Origin of the sequence: Saccharothrix sp. S26 (assembly GCF_021390395.1) — a bacterium.
In the GTDB taxonomy this organism is placed as follows: Bacteria; Actinomycetota; Actinomycetes; order Mycobacteriales; family Pseudonocardiaceae; genus Actinosynnema.
In genome coordinates, this window is record NZ_JAJUWT010000023.1 from 1 (window position 1) to 17,660 (window position 17,660).

Genomic DNA, 17,660 nt, shown 5'->3' on the forward strand with positions numbered 1-17,660 from the left:
TTCCGCAAGCCCTCCGCCTGACCCCTCCCCGCCCCGGGGCCCCCCCACCACGTCGGGTCCGCACGATCACCCGATCGTGCGTGGTGTGCCGCCCTACCGCGTGCCGATCCAGGCCACGTCCGGGTTGACGTCCACCACCAGCGCCGCCGCCACTCCGGCCAGCACCTCGACCGGGGCGTGCTTGGTCTCCACGCCGGGCGGCACCGGGCCCTTGCGGGTGTCGAACTCGTCCGGCTTCACGCGGACCTGGAGGTTCGGCGCGAGCTGCACGGCGAGCAGGCCGAACCGGTCGGCGGTGTAGTGGGCGGGCTTGCCGCCCACGGTGGTGGGGGTGGAGCCGGCCGGCGCCTCGGCGGTCCGCACCAGTTCCACGTCGTACCGGACGTTGTCGACGTCGCTCGTGCCGGTGACCGCCCAGTCGGTCGGGCCGGAGCCCCGCACCTCGACGTACGGGTACTGGTTCAGCGAGAACGGGACGCGCATCGAGGCCGGGTCCGCGGTGACGGAGTCGGCGATCCGCCGCACCTGCGCCCGGACGTCCACGCCGGTCACGTTCTCCAGGCTGACGCTGAGCACGCGGTCGGGGGTGGCGTTCCAGTACAGGTTGTCGCCGAACCAGGCCGCCGGCGCGCCGCCCACCGTCGTGCGGTCGGCGACCGGCGCGTCCACGACCTTGGCGCTCACGTCACCGGAGATGGAGGTGAGGACGGCGAAGCGGACCATCGGCGAGCCGGGATCGGTGGCACCGGGGGCGTAGACGCGGGCCGTGCCCCACGGGGCGATGGCGCGTTCCCGTTCGGTGTAGCCGTCGAGCATCTCCCCGGGCCGGTACTCGAGGGCACGGGTGGGCACGTCGGCGACCGGGGCGGCGGTGGGCTCGGACGTGGTGCCGAGCTGCCGGGCGACCGGGGCCTGCCCGGCTGTCGGCCCGGTCACGGTGGTCACCACCAGCGCGGCCGCGGCGGCCGTCGTGCCGGCGGCGGCGAGCACCACGAGCAGCGGCCGGCGCGACCGGCGCGGCCGGCGCAGCGCGGCCAGCACCGCTCCGGGCGGCGGGGTGCGCTCGGCCCGGTGGTGCAGGGCGTCGGTGATCAGGGATTCGGTGGTGTCGTTCACAGCGACTGCCTCACGCGTTCGTCGGCGCGCAGCACAGCCAGCGCGCGGGAGATGTGACTGCGGACCGTGACCTGGGCGCAGCCCAGGATCGCGGCGATCTCGGCGTCGTCGCAGCCCTCGTAGTAGCGCAGGACGACGGCGGCCTTCTGCTTGCGCGGGAGCTTGTCGATGCGCTGGAGCATCGCCTCCCGCTCGTCGTAGTGGTCGGTGGAGTCGGGTCCGGGCGGGTCCACGCCGGTGAGCGGCAGGTGCGGCCTCAGGCGGCGACGCCAGCCGAGGTACTCGTTGGTGACCATCCGCTTGAGGTACGCGGCGGGCGCGTCGAGGGTGGCGATGCGAGCCCAGCGCTGTTGCGCGCGGAGCAGGCTCTCCTGGACGACGTCCTGGGCCAGGTGCGGGTCGCCGGTGAGCACGGTGGCGTAGCGCAGCAGCGGGGTGACCTGCCGGGTGGCGAAGTCCTCGAAGCTGTCCGTCATACCCCTCCAATGCGCCCCCGCCGGGATTTGTTGAGAATGGGTCGCGTGGGAGGCAGCAGCGACGTGCCGGCGTTGCGCCGAGGGCTCGCGGTGCTGCGACTGCTGGCCGGCAGGCCCGGGCCGCTGTCGGCGGCGGCGGTCGCGCGGGAGCTGTCCCTGCCCCGGTCGACGACCTACCACCTGCTGGCCGAGCTGACCGAAGCCGGGTTGGCCACCCACTTCCCCGAGGAACGACGCTACGGGCTGGGCGTGGCCGCGTTCGAGCTCGGGTCGGCCTACCTGCGGCACGACCCGCTGGAACGGCTGGCGCGGCCCGTGCTGCGGCGGCTGGTGGACGTGGTCGGCAAGACCGCGCACCTGGGCGTGCTGCACGGCTCGGAGGCGCTGTACCTGGTCCGCGAGCAGCCGCGGCAGCCGACCACGATCGTGTCCGACGTCGGGGTGCGGCTGCCCGCGCACCTGACCGCGTCCGGGCGGGCGATGCTCGGCCGGTTGCCCGCGGCGCAGGTCAGGGCGTTGTTCCCGGGTCCGTTCGTGGACCGGACCGGGCGGGGGCCGCACAACCTGCCCGCGTTGCGGCGGTTGCTGGCGGTGGAGCGCAGGCGGGGGTGGGCGGTGGAGGACGGGTACGTGACGGCCGGGTTCGCCTCGGTCGCCGCACCCGTGTTCGACCGGGGTGAGCGGCCGATCGCGGCGATCACGGTGACGTTCCGGCACCTGTGCGAGACCGAGTGCGGGCAGACGTGGCCGGAGCTGGCGGCGGAGGCGCGGCGCGCGGCGGCCGAACTGACCACCCGCCTGGGCGGCCGGCCCTGACCGGCCCGGCGGTGGAGGCACGACCCCGGCGGTGACGCCGACGGGCACCGCGGGCATCTCCGCGCCGGGAACGTCAGCCGTTCGACGCCCGCGGTTGCTCCGGACAGCTCCTTGTGACACCGAAAAGCGCTGACACGATCAAGGTGAATCACATGAGACCGGGGGGTCATTCGTGAGATCTTCTTTGAGGCGCACCACTGTGCTCACGTGCGCCGCTGTTCTCCTCATCGCACCCTCTTCGCCCGCGCTGGCCGGCGACGACGGCAAGAGCGCGGTGCGGATCGACAACTCGAGCCCGATCTGGCAGAAGCAGGAAAAAATCGACCACGTCGTCCAGGACATCCGCACGAGTGGTGCCTCGGACGGCATTTCCGGGGTCGTCGTCGACCCGGAGAACGGCAAGGTGTCGCTGTACTGGAAGGGCACGCCGCCCGCGGCGGTCACCGACCGGATCAAGGCGGCGGCGGCCGACGGCATCGAGGTCGCGGTGCGGCAGGCGCCGTACACCGAAGCCGAGCTGCTGGCCGAAGCGGACCGCATCTCGCGGAAACCGCTGTTCAACGGCCACCGCACCGGGCAGCGGATGATGAAGGTCAGCCCGCGCCCGGACGGCACCGGGCTGGACGTCGGGTTGCACGGCCTGCCGCCGGAGGTCGCACCGCACCAGGCCCGGCAGGTCGTTCCCGCCCTCGACAGCGCGGTGCCGCTGAACGTCACCTTCACCGATCAGGTGTCTTTCACCTCCCGTGCGATCGACACCGCGCCGTACTGGGGCGGCAGCTACATCTATCGCCGCGCCAACGGCAACGCGTGCACGAGCGCATTCGGCACGACCGGCCTCAACGGCGCCGCCACCTACCTGTTGACCGCGGCACATTGCGGTGAAGGGACTTGGGGCAGCGCGCTGTACCGCGACGCGAGCGGGAACGTCCAGCAGAACGTCTACGGCAGCACGATCCCGGCCGGCCGTGCGACCGACCTCGACGCGCAACTCATCCTCACCTCGGCGGGTGCGGGCGCGCACATCTACTGGGGCACCTACACCAACCCGCCCGCGGGTGACCCGGGCTCGAACAGCGGGGTGCCGGTCCGCGGCTCGACGACCAACAGCACCGGCAACGCGTTCTGCCTGTCCGGCTCGTTCTCCGGCACGGTGTGCCCGGGTGCCGACATCCGGATCACCGGCACCGGGATCACGATCACGTACGACCCGCCGTCGAACGGCGTCGCGCGGGTGACGAACCTCGTCCAGGGCTCCGACGTGACCGGAACGCGCGGCATCGGCATCGTCGGCAACGGCGACAGCGGAGGACCGGTGGTCAGCCCGACCAGCGACGGCGGGGTGCTGGCGCGTGGTGTGATCAGCGGGATGGCGACCGGGCCCGAGTTCGAGCAGCCGTGCCAGGGCTGGGTGCCGGCCGGACGGGTGTGCTCCCGGGTGGTGTTCTTCGCCGACCTCCAGCTCTCGATGGCGCGGGTCGGCGTGCGGCTCAACACCTCCACCGGCTGAGCGGCGAGCAACCTCGGAGGCGTCTGGTTCCGTCCTGCGGGCAGGACGGAACCAGACCGGGCGTGGAGTCGAGATGGTGCGCGGAACTGTCGTGGCGGCGCTGCTGGCAGCGGTGGTCCTCGTCGTGGCCTCCTGCGGGAGGAACGCCATCGGGCCAGGCGGCCCGCCGACCACCGGCGCGGTCGAGGACCCCGCCCTGACCTCGGCCGCCGCGGTCGTCCAGCCCTTGCTGCAAGCGTCGTTCCCCGACACCTTCGCCGGGCTCGAACTCCGCCACGACGTGCCGGGGATGGTGATCCACCGCAAACCGGACCCGCGCCTGGACGCGGAGGTGGCCGGGGTCGCGCCCGGCGTGCGGGTGGAGTTCCGCGACGCGAAGTACGCGCTGGTCGAGATGCAGGCGGCCGGGGAGCGGGTCATGGCCGACCGCGAGCACTGGAGGAGTCGCGGTGTGACCGTGTCGGCGGTGGGACCGGCGGTCGACGGGTCGGGCGTCGAGGTGACGACCGCGGGCGAGGCGGGCGACTTCGCCGGCGCGCTGCGCGAGCGCTACCCGGACATGTCGTTCACCGTGCGCGAGGGCGGTGAAGCCGTGCCGCCGGTCTACACCGGCCCGCCGCCGATCCTCGAGCTGCCCACCACCGGTCGCTGACCCGCCGAGCGACGGCGCTCGCGGGCCGGGGAAGCCCCGACCCGCCGAGCGCCGGGGTACTACAGCGTGACGGACTTCAGGAAGTCCGCCGCCACGTTCGCGATCGTCTCCTTGTCCACGTCGACCCGCTTGACCAGTTCGGCCAGCTTCTCCGTGGTCAGGGCGGCCGAGACCTTGTCCAGGGCGTCCTTGCCCTTGGCGTCGACGGCGTCCGAGCGCAGCAGCGGCACGATGTTCTGGGCCGGGTACATGACCTTCGGGTCTTCCAGCTCGACGAAGTCGTTCGCCTTGATGTCGGCCGAGGTCGTGTAGAGGTTGGCGACCTGGACGGTGCCGTCCTTCAGCGCGTCCACGGTGATCGGGCCGCCCGTGTCGGTGGTCTTGATCTCGGTGAACGTGACGCCGTACAGCTCCTTGATCTTGGTCTCCCAGCGCTGGGCCCACTCGCCGGCCGCACCGAGGGCGTACTTGCCCGAACCGAGGTCGGCGATCGACTTCACGCCACCGTCGGCGGTCGCCTTGGTGACCACCAGGACGTCCTTGTCCTCCGCCTCGGACTTCTCGAGCACCTCCAAGCCGGACGGCGTCTTGGCCTTCAGCGCCGTGTAGACCTCTTCGGCCTCGGTGGTGGTGTTGGTCTTGTCGAAGTAGTTGAGCAGGTTGCCCGTGTACTCCGGCACGACGCCGAGCGACTTGTCCTGCAACGCCTTCACGACCAGCTCGCGGGCGCCGATGCCGGACTTCACCGTCACCTTGGCGCCGGTCGCCTTCAACGCGCCGGCGTAGATCTCGGCCAGGATCTTGTTCTCGGTGAAGTCGGCCGAACCGACCACGACCTCACCCGACGCGCCAGCGTCCTGACCCGTCCCGCCCAGGTCCTCCTTGGACCCGCAGGCGGAGACGACCAGGGCGGCCGCGGCGACGACAACGGCCAACGTGCGCTTCATGCCGTGCTTCCTCCAGATTCGACGGGCGTCGGCACTTCCCGACGCCTCGACGCGGCCGAGCCCGGCCGCGCTTTCCCGGTGCGGGCCGACAGCCGCACACCGGCGGGGACGACCAGCCTGCCGACGACGGCGAGCACCGCGTCCAGCACGACCGCCAGCAGCGCGATCAGGATCGCGCCCCCGACGAACTGCGGGTAGTCCAGCACGCGGATGCCGTCCAGCAGCGGGCGACCCAACGTCTCGACGCCCACGAACGCCGCCACCGACGCGGTGGCGACCACCTGCAACATGGCGTTGCGGAGACCACCGACGAGCAGTGGCATCGCGTTCGGCACCTCGACCTGCCACAGCCGCTGCGCACCGGTCATGCCCATGCCCCGCGCCGCGTCGACCACACCCCGGTCCACGTCCTGCACGCCCGCGTACGTGCCGGCCAGGATCGGCGGCACCGCCAGCACGACCAACGAGATGAGCACGCTCACCGTGCTGCCGCCCACGACCAGGTACAGGAACGTCACCAGGCCCAACGTCGGCAGCGCCCGCAACGCGTTGCTGCCGCCGACCAGCACCAGGCCGCCACGCCCGGTGTGCCCGACGAACAGGCCGAGCGGGACGGCGATCAGCGCGGCACCGAGCACCGCGCCGAAGCAGTAGAGCAGGTGGATGCCGATCCGCACCGGGATCGACTTGCCGCCCGACCAGTTGGCCGGGTCCAGCAGCCACCCGAACGCGTCCGCGAAGATCACGGCTTGCCCCCCGCCCTCACCCACGGCGTCAACCGGTTGCGCAGCAGCACCAGCACCAGGTCGACCACCAGCGCCAGCACCAGCGTCAGCACGATGCCGACGATGATCGGTGCGAGGTAGCGCTGCTGGAACCCGTCGGTGAACAACGTGCCCAGGCCGCCCGTGCCGATCAACGCACCCACGCTGACCAGGCTGATGTTGCTGACCGAACCGACCCGGACACCCGCCGCGAGCACCGGCACGGCCAGCGGCAGTTCCACGGCGAGGAACCTGCGCCAGGGCCGGAAGCCCATCGCGGTGGCCGAGGCGGTGATGTGCGACGGCACGGCGGCCAGCGCCTCGGCGACCGGCCGGACCAGCAGCGCCGTGGTGTACAGGGTCAACGCGATGATCACGTTGACCGGGTCGAGCACCCTCGTGCCGATCATCGCCGGGATGAGCGCGAACAGCGCCAGCGAAGGGATCGTGTAGACGACGTTCGACAACGACACCAGCACCGCGTTGACCGGCCGGAAGCGGTGGCACAGCAAGCCGAGCACGATCGCCAGCACGATCGACACGACCAGCGGCACGAGCGACAGGTAGACGTGGTCGAGCAGCTTCTCCAGCAGCGCCGCCCTGGTGCCGGCGTCGCTGAGGTACTTCGGGATGTCACCCACGGCGGCTCTCGATCACGTCCAGCACCTGCCGAGCGGTCACGACGCCGGCCAGTCGCCCTTCGGCGTCGACGGCCACGCCGAGGCCCGAGGGCGACGACAGGGCGGCGTCCAGCGCGCCCCGGATCGACGCGCCGACCTCGTAGAGCGAGCCGCCGGGCACCGAGGACGAGTCCGGCGCGACCCAGCCCTGGGGGCGCTTGTCCGCGTCCACCACGAGTCGCCAGTCCGAAGAGGACTCGACGGGCGCGCCTTCCGCGATGGTCGGCACCTCGGCGACCTCGACGCCCGAGGAGTCTACAAAGGACAGGCGGCGGTAGCCGCGGTCCTTGCCCACGAAGCTCGCCACGAAGTCGTCGGCCGGGCGGGTCAGCAGCTCGGCGGGTGGCGCGTACTGGGCGAGGAAGCCGCCGGTGCGCATCACCGCGACCTTCTCGCCGATGCGGATGGCCTCGTCGATGTCGTGCGTGACGAACACGATGGTCTTGTCCAGTTCGGCCTGCAACCGCAGCAGCTCGTCCTGCAACCCCTCGCGCACCACCGGGTCGACCGCGCTGAACGGCTCGTCCATCAGCAGCACGGGCGGGTCGGCGGCCAACGCGCGCGCCACGCCCACGCGCTGCTGCTGGCCCCCGGACAGCTGCACGGGGTAGCGGCGGCCCAGTTCGGCGGGCAGGCCGACCAGCTCCAGCAGCTCGGCGGCGCGCTGCCTGGCCTTGCGGCGCGTCCACCCGGTGAGCAGCGGCACGGTGGCCACGTTGTCCAGCACGGTCCGGTGCGGGAACAGGCCGGCCTGCTGGATCACGTACCCGATGCCGCGCCGCAGTGTGGGCGGGTCCACACCGAGCACGTCCCGGCCGTCCACCAGGACGGTGCCGGACGTGGGGTCGATCATCCGGTTCACCATGCGCAGGGACGTGGTCTTGCCGCACCCGGACGGTCCGACGAAGACGGTGATCGTGCCCGCCTCGACCACGAGGTCCAGGCCGTTCACCGCGGTGGTCCCGTCGTCGAACCGCTTGGTCACGTCGCGGAACTCGATCACCCGTGGTCCTCCTGCCGATGGGTATCAAGCGTCGAACGACCCTAGCCCGTCGGTCCGACCGCGGCACGGCGTTTCACCATCCGGTCAGTAGGCTGCACCGCTTGTGGCTACCGAACAGGTGCGAGCACTCCTCGCCGAACGCGGCCCGCACGCCCGCAAGCTGCGGCGCGTGCTCGACCTGCTGGCGGGCGACTGGCACACGTTGGCCGAGTTGGTTCGGCTTCCCGCCGTGCCCCGGCGCACCGTGCAGGAGGTGCTGACCGCGGTCGGCGACGACCTGGAGGCCAAGGGCGACCGGTTCCGCCTCGCGCCCGCCAAGGCCGCCGACTACGCGGTGTTCGGCACCGGTGACGCCCTGGTGGACCCGGTGGACGCGTTGGTGTCGCGGCACGGCGAGCACCTGCGCGCGATCCGGGCCGACATCGCGGACGTGCCGCCGCCGCTGTCCGCGTTGGACCACGTGCAGGCGACGGCGGAGACGGCGTTGAAGCGCGCGCTGTGGCTGGACACGACGTACGACCTGGCCGGGCGCACGCTGCTGTGCCTGGGCGACCACGACCTGACCTCGCTCGCGGTGTGCGCGGTGAACCCGTCGGTCGAGGTGGTCGTGGTGGACGTGGACGACCGGTTGCTGGAGCACATCTCGACCCGTGCCGCCGAACGCGGGTGGCCGGTGCGGACGGTGCACGCGGACTTCCGGTTCGGCCTGCCGCCCGCCGTGCTGGAGTCCGCGGACTTGGTGTTCAGCGACCCGCCGTACACGCCGGAGGGCATGGGCCTGTTCGCCGCGCGGGCGATCGAGTGCCTGGCCGACCTCGGCCGCGGGCGGGTGCTGCTCGCCTACGGGTTCAGCGAGCGCACCCCGGCGTTGGGGCTGAAGGTGCAGCAGGAGTTGCAGCGGCTCGGGCTGGTGTTCGAGGCGATCCTGCCCGCGTTCCACCGGTTCGACGGCGCGCAGGCCATCGGCAGCGCCGCCGACCTGTACGTGTGCCGGCCCACGTCGCGCCGTTCGGCGTCACCCGCCTCGGCGAGGACGGCCATCTACACGCACGGTCCGCAGTCGGTGGAGGCGAGCGGTCCGGGCTCGACGGCGCTGGCCGCGCTGGTCGACCTCGCACCGCGGCCGGAGTCCTCGCCGCCGCCGAAGCCGCGCGCGCCGGGGTGGGCCGAGCCGATCGGCAAGGGCGCGGCGTCGTTGGCGGTGGACCTGTCCGGCGACCCCGGGCCGTGGCTGCTGCGGACGTTGCTGGCGTGCTCGCCCGGCCGGATGGCGGCGCTCGTGCCGAACAACCACCCGGACGTGGCGTCGGCGGCGGGCCAGCGAGGGCTGACGTCGTTGGTGGACACCAGGTTCGCGCTGCGGTTCATGCGGTCCACTCCGGACGGCAAGCACTGCGTCGTGGTGGCCGACCAGGTCCTGGCGGGCACGCTGGACGTGGGCGGGCTGGCCGTGCGCGAGGTGCTGATGCGGGCGCACGGCAAGCTGGGCAACGTGTGGCGTGAGGCGTTGGTCACGGTCACCCGCGGCGCGTTGACCAAGCGGGAGGCGCGGGAGCGGGTCGGCGAGCACGACGACCTGGAGCTGCGGCTGATCGACCTGCCCCGGCACCGGATCGCCGAGCTGCTGCCGCTGATCCGCGCGTCGGCGTCGGCGTAACGGGCCGGGATCCGGCGAACGACCGCGTCAGGGGTGCGTGCGGCGGTGGCTTCTGGTGCTGGAGGCGCGCGCATGACTCACCCCCAGCCCGGTCAGCAGCCGGGTCCCCAGCAGTACCCGGGTTTGCAGCAGTACCCCGGCAGTCCCCCGCACCCGTACCCGGGGCAGCCGCCGTACCCCAGCCAGCCGCCGTACCCGGGACAGGCGTACCCCGGTCCGCCCCGGCCGCCGGGCAAGGCGATGCCCGTGGTCGCCGGGCTGCTGTACCTGCCGGGCGTGCTCCTCGCCCTCGTCGGCTCATTCGGGCTCGCGAGCCGCTCGGGGTTCGCCTTCGACCTGTGGGGCGCGATCCTCGTGCCGCCGTTCCCCGGCGGTTACGGCAGCTTCGCGGTCGCGTCGGCGGTGTCGTTCGTGCTGCCGGTGTCGGCGCTGGTGCTGGCCGTGCTGCTGATGTGCCGGGTTCCGGGCGTGCGCTGGGGCCTGGTGGCGATCTCGGTGCCGGCCGCGGTGCACTTCGCGCTCCTGCTCGCCGACATCGCGTCGAACCTGCCGCCGTCCACCGGGTTCATGCCGGCGATCGCACTGCTGCTGTGGCTGGTCGCGGCGCTGCCGCCGGTCGGGCGGGCGATGCGCGGCGCGAAGCCCAAGACGCCGCCGGTCCGCGGTCGGTGGGCCTGATCGGGCAGGCTCACTCGCCCAGGCGCGTGATCTCCTTCAGCATGGCGCGCGCTGTGCCGAACAACGCCTTCAGCGCGCTCAGGATCCGCACCATCACCACCGCGACCTCGGCCAACCGCCGGGTCATCCGGTCGAGCACGACCGCGCCGCGCCCGACCGCCCACGCCTCGAACTCGGCCACCGAACCGCCCGCCGTCAGCTCCGCCCCGGCGAGCGCGACCTCGGCGTTGACGAGCACCTCCCGCACGAACAGCGCGACCACGTCGCGGAACACGCCGTGCACCGCGGCGGTGATCGCGCCCACCTCGGCGACGTGCGACGCCACCGCGAGGCACCTTCGGCTCATCGCGGCGATCTCGGCGGTGAGCCGCCCGCCCGCGCGCCGCCGCGCGATGCCGTCCAACGTGGTGGCGACCTGCCGCCAGGTGGCCACCGCGTCCTCGAACCGGTCGCCGTGCCCCGCCAGCCAGTCCAGCGGCTCGCGCAGCACGTCGACCTGCCCGACCAGCCACCCCAGGCCGGCCACGTCGAGCAGGCCCACCGGGTCGGCGGCCGCGGTCGGCACGCCGAGGTCGGCTTCGAGCCGGTCCGACCCGGCGGACCGCAGCACTGGGGAACCGGTCACGAAGGCGTCGGCCCCGGCTCGTCGTCGGGCGCGCGCAGGCTCCGGGGCAGCGGCACGTCGTCGGGCTCCGGCGCCGGGCCGGTCACGAAACCCGGCGCCGCCGCACCGCCGAACCGCGGCTCGACCGCGGCGGCCACCTGGCGCGCGGCCTGCTCCTGCGCCCGCCGCACCGTCTCCAGCACGACCTCGCCGAGCCGCGCGGGCGAGCACTCCCCCGCGCGCGGCGAGAACTCGATGTGCCGCAACGACCCGTTCGGCGCGACGGTCGCCGTCACCACGCCGTCGGGCGAGCGCTGCGTGGCCTGCGCGCCCCGGATCCGGTCCCGCAGCTCACGGGACCGCTCGGCCAGCTCACGGGCCCTGGCCTCGAGGTCGGCGATCATCCGTTCCGGGTTCACCGGGCTGCACCTGTCGCGTCCATCGGGACGCCAGTATCGCCGATCAACCGGCGCGGGGGATGTGCAACGGGCCAAGTGCCAGCACCGCGCGGAACTCCTTCGGCGGCACCGGGCGCGAGAACAGCCAGCCCTGGTAGGTGTCCACGCCGATGCCGCGCAGCACGTGGAACTGAGTCGCGGTCTCCACGCCCTCGGCCACGCACTTGCGGTCCATCGCCCGGGCCATGTCGACCACGGCCTTGGCCACCGCGAAGTCCGACGAGTCGCTGCCCACGCCCGAGACGAACCGCCGGTCCACCTTGATGATCTGCGCGGGCAGGTCCTTGAGCCGGGCCAGCGACGAGTAGCCGGTGCCGAAGTCGTCCACGGCGAACCGGATGCCGCGCTCGACCAGTTCGCCCATCGCCTGGCGCACCCGTGACGGCAGGTCGACCAACGCGGTCTCGACCAGCTCCAGCACCACCCGGTCCCACGGGATGCCCGCCTCGGCGATGGCGTTGGCCACGATGTCGGCGAACTCCGGGTCGCCCGGCACCAGACCGGCCAGGTTCACCGCCACCGACACCGGCTTGCCACCCGGCTCCGGCCAGGTCGAAGCCTCCTTCAACGCCGTCCGCAGCACCCACCGGTCCAGCTCGCGCAGCAGGTCGCCCTGCTCGGCCACGGGCAGGAAGATGTCCGGCGGCAGCAGCCCGCGATCCGGGTGCGGCCAGCGCACCAGCGCCTCCGCGGTCTGCACCACGCCGTCCACGCCGACCACCGGCTGGAAGTGCAGCGCCAACCCGTCGTGCTGCAACGCCTCCCGCAGCTGGCCCTCCAGGTGCACCTGGCGGTCGGCCGAGGCGATCAGCGCCGCGCTGGCCAGCGACACCCGACCCGCGCCGGCCCGCTTGGCCTCGAACATCGCCGCGTCGGCGAAGCGCAGCAGGTCGTTGCCGGTGGCGCGCGACCCGTTCGGCACGGCCGCGCCGATCGACGCCGACACCCGGACCAGCTGCCCGTGCACCGGCACCGCCGTGCGCAGCAGCCCCGCGACCTTCGTGGCCAGCGCGTCCACGCCGCCGACCCGGTCGAGGTCCTCGCAGATGATCACGTACTCGTCGCCGGACAGGCGGGCCGCCGTGCAGCCCTCGGGCAGACCGCCCTCCAGCCGCCGCGCCAGCGCCACCAGCAGCTCGTCGCCCGCGTCGTGGCCCAGCGAGTCGTTGACCCGCTTGAAGTTGTCGATGTCGCAGAACAGCACCGCGACCTTCGACCGGGCGGGCGAGTCCAGCAGCTCGCCCAGCATCTCCTTGACCAGCGCCCGGTTCGGCAGCCCGGTCAGCTCGTCGTGCGTGGCCTGGTGGCGCAGCGCCTCGGCCGTGCGGCGGCGCTCGGTGATGTCCTGGAACACGATCAGCCAGAACCGGCGGCCGTCGTCCTGCACCGACAGCGCGATGTGCAGCTCGCAGTACACCTGCACGCCGTCGCGGCGGACCAGGATGCGCTGCGGGATCTTGTGCGTGCGCTCGGCGTCCGGCGCCGACATCTCGTCGATGGACGGCAGCTCGGCGCTCGTGTCGTCCGGGTGGGTGAGCTGCCGCGCGGTCATGCCGCGCAACTGCTCCAGGTCCATGCCGAGCAGGTCGCACAACGCGTCGTTGGCGTCGACCAGCCGCTCGCCCTCGTCGAACAGGCCGATGCCGACCGGCGTGAGCGAGACCAGGTCCGCGAAGCGCTGGCTGGACCGCTTCATCCTCGTCTCGGCGGCGCGCTGCTCGGTGATGTCCTGCGCGGTGCCGACCGCCAGCGGCAGGCCGTCCGTGCCCTTGACCACCACGCCGTAGCTGCGGAACACGCGCTGCTTGCCGTCGCGGCGCACGATCCGGTGCTCCAGCTGGATCGGCACCTCCTCGGTGGCCAACTGCTGCCACAGGTCGTCGACCCAGCCGCGGTCGTCGGGGTGCACCAGGTCGAGGTAGGTCTGGTAGCGGGTGCGCTCCTCGCGCGGCACGCCGAACAGCTCGTGCAGCATGTCCGACCACACCACGTCGCCGGTCTGGAGGTTCCACTCCCAGACGCCGAGCTGCGCGGCCTTCTGCGCGTCGGCCAGCCGGCGGCGGTCGTCGCGGAGCTGGCGCTCCAGCGCGCGGGCCTCGGTGACGTCCTGGACGGTGCCGTGCAGCCTGGTGACCTTCGTGCCCTCGAACTCGGCGCGCGCCCGGCACACGTACACGCGCTCGCCGTTCTCGCTGCGCACCTCGACCTCGACCGTGCTGCCGTCCTGGGCCCGCTGCATCAGGCCCTCCAGCGCGGCCCGGTCGTCGGGGTGCACGGCCAGCAACCGGTCGTGGGCCTGCACGCCCACCTCGGCGTACATCTCCAGCAGCACCTCGCTGCAGTGCACCGCGCCGGACGAGACGTCGTAGCTCCAGCTGCCCATGCGCGCGATGCGCTGCGCCTCCAGCAGCCTGGCGCGCTCGGTCTCCAGGGCCCGGTCGGAGCGCCACTGGTCGGTGATGTCGCGGATGTAGCCGGTGATGAACTGCGTCCGGCCGTCCGATCTCAGCTTCGCCTCGGCGACCCCGCGGATCCAGCGCTGCTCGCCGTCGGGCCGGATGATCCGGTAGACGATGTCGATCGGGTTGCCGTCGAGCTCGCGGTTGGCCCAGTAGCGGGCCACCATCTCGTAGTCGTCGGGGTGCACGACGTCCAGCACGGCCTGCGCGCCGGCCACCACCTCGTCGGGCCGCAGGCCCAGCATCTCGTAGTGCGACTCCGACCAGACCGTGACGCCGGTGTCGGGGTCGTACTCCCAGGAGCCGATCTGCGCGACCCGCTGCACCGTGCGCAGCCTGCGCTGCTCGTCGCGGAGGTCCTCGGCGGCCCGAGCCAGGTCGGAGACGTCGACCAGCAGCACGGCGTGCAGCCCGGTGCCGGGCACCGGCGTGCGCACCACGCGGACCGGCACGAGCGCGCCGTCGGCCTGGTGCAGGCGCAGGTCGTCGGGGCCGCCCAGCAGCAGCTCGGCCAGCGAGCGGCCGACCAGGTCGTCGGCGGAGCGCGCCTTGGTCAGCGCCACCGCGGCGGCGCTGGCCCGCATGACGACGCCCTTGGGGTCGCACAGCAGCGTGGGCGCCTCGGGCAGGGCGATGCCGTCCAGCGTCACGTCGCCGTTCTGCGGACGCGCTGGGTCCAGCACCACCGGAGCGCGTCCTACCCGCTTGGGCACGGTCCCACCTTCCCGTGTCTACGGCAGGGATGACCGGCCCGACCGCACCCAAAGACGGCGTCCCTCTCCACGGGCAATATTCACCCGAGGAGAGGGACGGTAGCGCTTCGGAGCGTCATCGCCCACCCCTCAACGGGCTAACGAAACAACTCGGTGGTGGTTTCGTTTTCCGTCGAGGGGTACGGACGGATGCGGCCGGAGCTCTCCCAACTCCGACTTGGGAGTCAGGCTACTCCGTCTTCGCGGGCTGCCAAGGCCACGGCGGCGGCCACTTCCGGACCGACGCGCGGGTCGAGGGCGCTGGGCACGATCCGGTCGACCGCCAGGTCGTCGGAGGCGACCGCGGCGATGGCCTCCGCGGCGGCGAGCTTCATGCCCTCGGTGATCCTCGTCGCGCCCGCGTCCAGCGCGCCGCGGAAGATGCCGGGGAACGCGAGCACGTTGTTGATCTGGTTCGGGAAGTCGCTGCGCCCGGTGGCGACCACGGCGGCGTGCCGACCGGCCACGTCCGGGTGCACCTCGGGGTCGGGGTTGGACAGGGCGAACACGATCGAGTCGTCGGCCATGCTCGCGATCAGGTCCTCGGGCACCTGGGACGACGAGACGCCGACGAACACGTCCGCGCCGCGCAGCGCCTCGGCGATGCCGCCGCGCAGGCCGCTGCCGTTGGTGACCTCGGCCAGCTCGGCCTTCACCGGGTTCAGCCCGTCCCGGCCGACGTGCACGATGCCGCGCGAGTCGACCACGGTGACCTCGCCGATGCCCGCGGCCAGCAGGATCTTCGCGCACGCCACGCCCGCCGCGCCCGCGCCGGAGATGACCGCGCGCTGGTTGGCCACGTCCTTGCCCAGCACGGTGTTCGCGCCGCGCAGGGCGGCCAGCACCACGACCGCGGTGCCGTGCTGGTCGTCGTGCATGACCGGCACGTCCAGGGCCTCGATGAGCCGGGCCTCCAGCTCGAAGCAGCGCGGCGCGGCGACGTCCTCCAGGTTGACCGCGCCGAACGACGGGCGCAGCCGGACCAGCGTCTCCACGATCTCGTCCACGTCCGTGGTGTTCAGCACCAGCGGGATGGAGTCGAGGCCGCCGAAGGTCTTGAACAGCGCCGCCTTGCCCTCCATGACCGGCAGCGACGCGCTCGGGCCGATGTCGCCCAGGCCGAGCACGGCGGTGCCGTCGCTGACCACGGCGACCAGGCGGTGCGCCCACGTGTACTTGGCGGCCAGCGCCGGGTCGTCCGCGATGGCCCGGCTGACCCTGGCCACACCGGGGGTGTAGGCGATGGAGAGCGCGCGTGGGTCGGCCAACGACGCGGTCATGCCAACGGCCAGCTTCCCGCCTTCGTGGGCGCGGAAGATTTCCTCGTCGCTCAATTCGGTGGTCACGGGGTCGTTGACTGCGGTCACAAAAGTCCTCCTGCGGTGCGCGGTGCCTGCGGCGCACCGGGACCAGCGTTGTCACGCGGGTCGACGGGGCCTGATTGCGGAGTCGTCCACGCGGTCGGCGGGACGACTCTCCAGAGGGCGGTGCGGGCAAGCATGGCAGCGTCGCCGGTGGCTGTCTGCGGCGGGGATCACAGATTTTCCGCAGGTCAGAGGGACTACGACAGAACGTACGTCCGGTTTTCTAGACTGACCGGTCAGTTTTCGCAGGCAGGATCGGTCAAGAGCGGGCGGGCCCTAGGGTGTGCGCCATGCAGGTACGTGAGTTGAAAATTTCCGGCGCTTTCGAGTTCACCCCTTCGGTGTTCCCCGATGATCGCGGTTTGTTCGTCGCGCCGTACCAGGAAGCGGTGTTCGTGGCGGCGGTCGGGCACCCGTTGAGGGTCGCCCAGACCAATCACAGCGAGTCCAGGCGCGGTGTGGTGCGCGGCATCCACTACGCCGACACGCCGCCCGGGCAGGCCAAGTACGTGCACTGCCCGCGGGGGCGGATGCTGGACATCGTCGTGGACCTGCGCGTCGGCTCGCCCACGTTCGGCGAGTGGGAAGCGGTGGAGCTGTCGGCGGGGGTGTTCAACTCCGTGTACCTGCCCGAGGGGCTGGGGCACGCGCTGATGGCGCTGGAGGACGGCACGGTCGCGTCGTACCTGTGCTCGGAGGGGTTCAACCCGAAGGCCGAGCACGCCGTGAACCCGCTGTCGATGGACCTGCCGTGGCCGGCCGGCGTGACGCCCCTGCTGTCACCGAAGGACGCCGCCGCGCCGACGTTCGAGCAGGCGCGCGACGCCGGGCTGCTGCCGTCCTACGACGAGTGCGTGGCCTGGTACTCGAAGCTGAGCCACTGAGGCGGTCGCGGTCAGCTCGGCGGGGCTGACCGCAGCAGCCCCGGCCGCGGCCAGAGCCGGGCGCGGATCACCCCGAGCACCTCGGCGGCGCCCAGGGTGCGCGAGTCGGTGGAGGCGAACGGGTTGTCGCCCTCCACGTGCCACCCGTCGCCGTCGGGCCGGACCGCGCGCTTGACCGACAGCTGCCCGGGCCGCGCCGCCCACCTGACCAGCACGAGATCACCCGCGGCCGGCGGCTTCCCGTAGTGGACCAGCACCACGTCACGGCTGCGCAGCGTCGGGACCATCGAGGGTCCGACCACCCGAACCAGCGGCAACGGGTTCGCCTCCGACCGTGCCAACGATCACCTCCACCTGCTCGCGCCGAGGCCCCGGAGTAGGGTTCGTCACGTCGGAGCATCCACTGTCAGGGAGGAAAGATGCGACTTCTGTCGCGCATCCGTTCACTCCGCCGCCCGCTCCTGGAGGCCACCGCGCACTGCGACCTCCCGTGCGGTGTTTACGACCCGGCCCAGGCCCGGATCGAGGCCGAGTCGGTCAAGGCGATTCAGGAGAAGTACCAGGCGAACGAGGACCCCGAGTTCCGCGCCCGCGCCATCCTGATCAAGGAGCAGCGCAGCGAGCTCGTCAAGCACCACCTGTGGGTGCTGTGGACCGACTACTTCAAGCCGCCGCACTTCGAGAAGTACCCGGAGCTGCACGACTTGTTCAACCGGGCCACCAAGGCCGCCGGCGCGTCCGGCGCGAAGGGCTCCATGGACCCGGCCAAGGGCCAGGAGCTGCTCGACCTGATCGCCCAGATCGACAAGATCTTCTGGGAGACCAAGGCCGCGGCCTGAT

18 protein-coding genes are annotated in these 17,660 nt (G+C 72.4%); 7 read left to right on the plus strand and 11 right to left on the minus strand.

What is annotated here, in order from left to right:
* Positions 1-93: 93 nt before the first annotated feature.
* Together LZG04_RS31375 and LZG04_RS31380 are read right to left on the minus strand one after the other, a co-directional pair.
* Positions 94-1,116 (minus strand): hypothetical protein, encoded by a 1,023-nt coding sequence (locus tag LZG04_RS31375; RefSeq protein WP_233823772.1) that lies wholly within the window; start codon positions 1,114-1,116, stop codon positions 94-96.
* Positions 1,113-1,592: a SigE family RNA polymerase sigma factor gene (locus LZG04_RS31380; RefSeq protein WP_233823774.1), complete on the minus strand. Its 480-nt coding sequence runs from the start codon at positions 1,590-1,592 to the stop codon at positions 1,113-1,115. Before LZG04_RS31380 ends, LZG04_RS31375 begins: the two co-directional genes overlap by 4 nt.
* 45 nt (positions 1,593-1,637) lie before the next feature.
* Here LZG04_RS31380 and LZG04_RS31385 point away from each other — a divergent pair, with 45 nt between their 5' ends.
* From LZG04_RS31385 to LZG04_RS31395, 3 genes are all read left to right on the plus strand, one after another.
* Complete coding sequence (locus tag LZG04_RS31385; protein WP_233823776.1) at positions 1,638-2,408, plus strand: IclR family transcriptional regulator; 771 nt, start codon at positions 1,638-1,640, stop codon at positions 2,406-2,408.
* Positions 2,409-2,580: 172 nt separating this feature from the next.
* Entirely contained in the window at positions 2,581-3,918 is a 1,338-nt protein-coding gene (locus tag LZG04_RS31390; protein ID WP_233823778.1) for a S1 family peptidase, read from the plus strand.
* Between the two features lie 73 nt (positions 3,919-3,991).
* Positions 3,992-4,570 carry a hypothetical protein gene (locus LZG04_RS31395; protein WP_233823780.1) on the plus strand — a complete coding sequence of 193 codons (579 nt, stop codon included), beginning with the start codon at positions 3,992-3,994 and terminating at the stop codon, positions 4,568-4,570.
* 59 nt (positions 4,571-4,629) lie between these two features.
* On the opposite strand, the gene LZG04_RS31400 is transcribed toward LZG04_RS31395, so the two are convergent.
* The 4 genes from LZG04_RS31400 to LZG04_RS31415 are packed head-to-tail and all read right to left on the minus strand — an operon-like array spanning position 4,630 to position 7,964.
* Entirely contained in the window at positions 4,630-5,517 is an 888-nt protein-coding gene (locus LZG04_RS31400; RefSeq protein ID WP_233823782.1) for an ABC transporter substrate-binding protein, read from the minus strand.
* Positions 5,514-6,260: an ABC transporter permease gene (locus LZG04_RS31405; RefSeq protein WP_374202933.1), complete on the minus strand. Its 747-nt coding sequence runs from the start codon at positions 6,258-6,260 to the stop codon at positions 5,514-5,516. Before LZG04_RS31405 ends, LZG04_RS31400 begins: the two co-directional genes overlap by 4 nt.
* Complete coding sequence (locus LZG04_RS31410; RefSeq protein ID WP_233823786.1) at positions 6,260-6,922, minus strand: ABC transporter permease; 663 nt, start codon at positions 6,920-6,922, stop codon at positions 6,260-6,262. The genes LZG04_RS31405 and LZG04_RS31410 overlap by 1 nt, the downstream gene beginning before the upstream one ends.
* Entirely contained in the window at positions 6,915-7,964 is a 1,050-nt protein-coding gene (locus tag LZG04_RS31415; RefSeq protein WP_233823788.1) for an ABC transporter ATP-binding protein, read from the minus strand. Before LZG04_RS31415 ends, LZG04_RS31410 begins: the two co-directional genes overlap by 8 nt.
* Before the next feature lie 103 nt (positions 7,965-8,067).
* Here LZG04_RS31415 and LZG04_RS31420 point away from each other — a divergent pair, with 103 nt between their 5' ends.
* Together LZG04_RS31420 and LZG04_RS31425 are read left to right on the plus strand one after the other, a co-directional pair.
* The gene (locus LZG04_RS31420) at positions 8,068-9,621 is read left to right on the plus strand and encodes a bis-aminopropyl spermidine synthase family protein (RefSeq protein ID WP_233823790.1); all 1,554 of its coding nucleotides are present in this window, start codon (positions 8,068-8,070) and stop codon (positions 9,619-9,621) included.
* Between the two features lie 72 nt (positions 9,622-9,693).
* Complete coding sequence (locus tag LZG04_RS31425; RefSeq protein WP_233823792.1) at positions 9,694-10,299, plus strand: hypothetical protein; 606 nt, start codon at positions 9,694-9,696, stop codon at positions 10,297-10,299.
* Positions 10,300-10,309: 10 nt separating this feature from the next.
* On the opposite strand, the gene LZG04_RS31430 is transcribed toward LZG04_RS31425, so the two are convergent.
* From LZG04_RS31430 to LZG04_RS31445, 4 genes are all read right to left on the minus strand, one after another.
* Positions 10,310-10,924 carry a hypothetical protein gene (locus LZG04_RS31430; protein ID WP_233823794.1) on the minus strand — a complete coding sequence of 205 codons (615 nt, stop codon included), beginning with the start codon at positions 10,922-10,924 and terminating at the stop codon, positions 10,310-10,312.
* Positions 10,921-11,322: a YbaB/EbfC family nucleoid-associated protein gene (locus tag LZG04_RS31435; protein WP_233823796.1), complete on the minus strand. Its 402-nt coding sequence runs from the start codon at positions 11,320-11,322 to the stop codon at positions 10,921-10,923. The genes LZG04_RS31430 and LZG04_RS31435 overlap by 4 nt, the downstream gene beginning before the upstream one ends.
* Before the next feature lie 43 nt (positions 11,323-11,365).
* Positions 11,366-14,533 carry an EAL domain-containing protein gene (locus tag LZG04_RS31440; protein WP_233823798.1) on the minus strand — a complete coding sequence of 1,056 codons (3,168 nt, stop codon included), beginning with the start codon at positions 14,531-14,533 and terminating at the stop codon, positions 11,366-11,368.
* A 224-nt stretch (positions 14,534-14,757) separates the two neighbouring features.
* Positions 14,758-15,939 (minus strand): NADP-dependent malic enzyme, encoded by a 1,182-nt coding sequence (locus tag LZG04_RS31445; protein ID WP_233823800.1) that lies wholly within the window; start codon positions 15,937-15,939, stop codon positions 14,758-14,760.
* Positions 15,940-16,226: 287 nt separating this feature from the next.
* Between LZG04_RS31445 and LZG04_RS31450 the strand changes: the two genes are divergently transcribed.
* Complete coding sequence (locus tag LZG04_RS31450; RefSeq protein ID WP_233823803.1) at positions 16,227-16,820, plus strand: dTDP-4-dehydrorhamnose 3,5-epimerase family protein; 594 nt, start codon at positions 16,227-16,229, stop codon at positions 16,818-16,820.
* An 11-nt stretch (positions 16,821-16,831) separates the two neighbouring features.
* On the opposite strand, the gene LZG04_RS31455 is transcribed toward LZG04_RS31450, so the two are convergent.
* Positions 16,832-17,161 carry a S24/S26 family peptidase gene (locus LZG04_RS31455; RefSeq protein ID WP_267938439.1) on the minus strand — a complete coding sequence of 110 codons (330 nt, stop codon included), beginning with the start codon at positions 17,159-17,161 and terminating at the stop codon, positions 16,832-16,834.
* A gap of 78 nt (positions 17,162-17,239) precedes the next feature.
* On the opposite strand from LZG04_RS31455, the gene sodN reads away from it, so the two are divergent.
* Positions 17,240-17,659, plus strand: a complete 420-nt coding sequence (gene sodN, locus LZG04_RS31460) for a superoxide dismutase, Ni (protein WP_073891370.1) — start codon at positions 17,240-17,242, stop codon at positions 17,657-17,659.
* Position 17,660 lies beyond the last annotated feature (1 nt).

Coding starts and splice junctions, on each gene's coding strand:
- LZG04_RS31380 (WP_233823774.1), bottom strand. CDS start 1,592: ATGACGGACAGCTTCGAGGACTTCGCCACCCGGCAGGTCACCCCGCTG.
- LZG04_RS31395 (WP_233823780.1), top strand. CDS start 3,992: ATGGTGCGCGGAACTGTCGTGGCGGCGCTGCTGGCAGCGGTGGTCCTC.
- LZG04_RS31400 (WP_233823782.1), bottom strand. CDS start 5,517: ATGAAGCGCACGTTGGCCGTTGTCGTCGCCGCGGCCGCCCTGGTCGTC.
- LZG04_RS31425 (WP_233823792.1), top strand. CDS start 9,694: ATGACTCACCCCCAGCCCGGTCAGCAGCCGGGTCCCCAGCAGTACCCG.
- LZG04_RS31450 (WP_233823803.1), top strand. CDS start 16,227: ATGCAGGTACGTGAGTTGAAAATTTCCGGCGCTTTCGAGTTCACCCCT.
- sodN (WP_073891370.1), top strand. CDS start 17,240: ATGCGACTTCTGTCGCGCATCCGTTCACTCCGCCGCCCGCTCCTGGAG.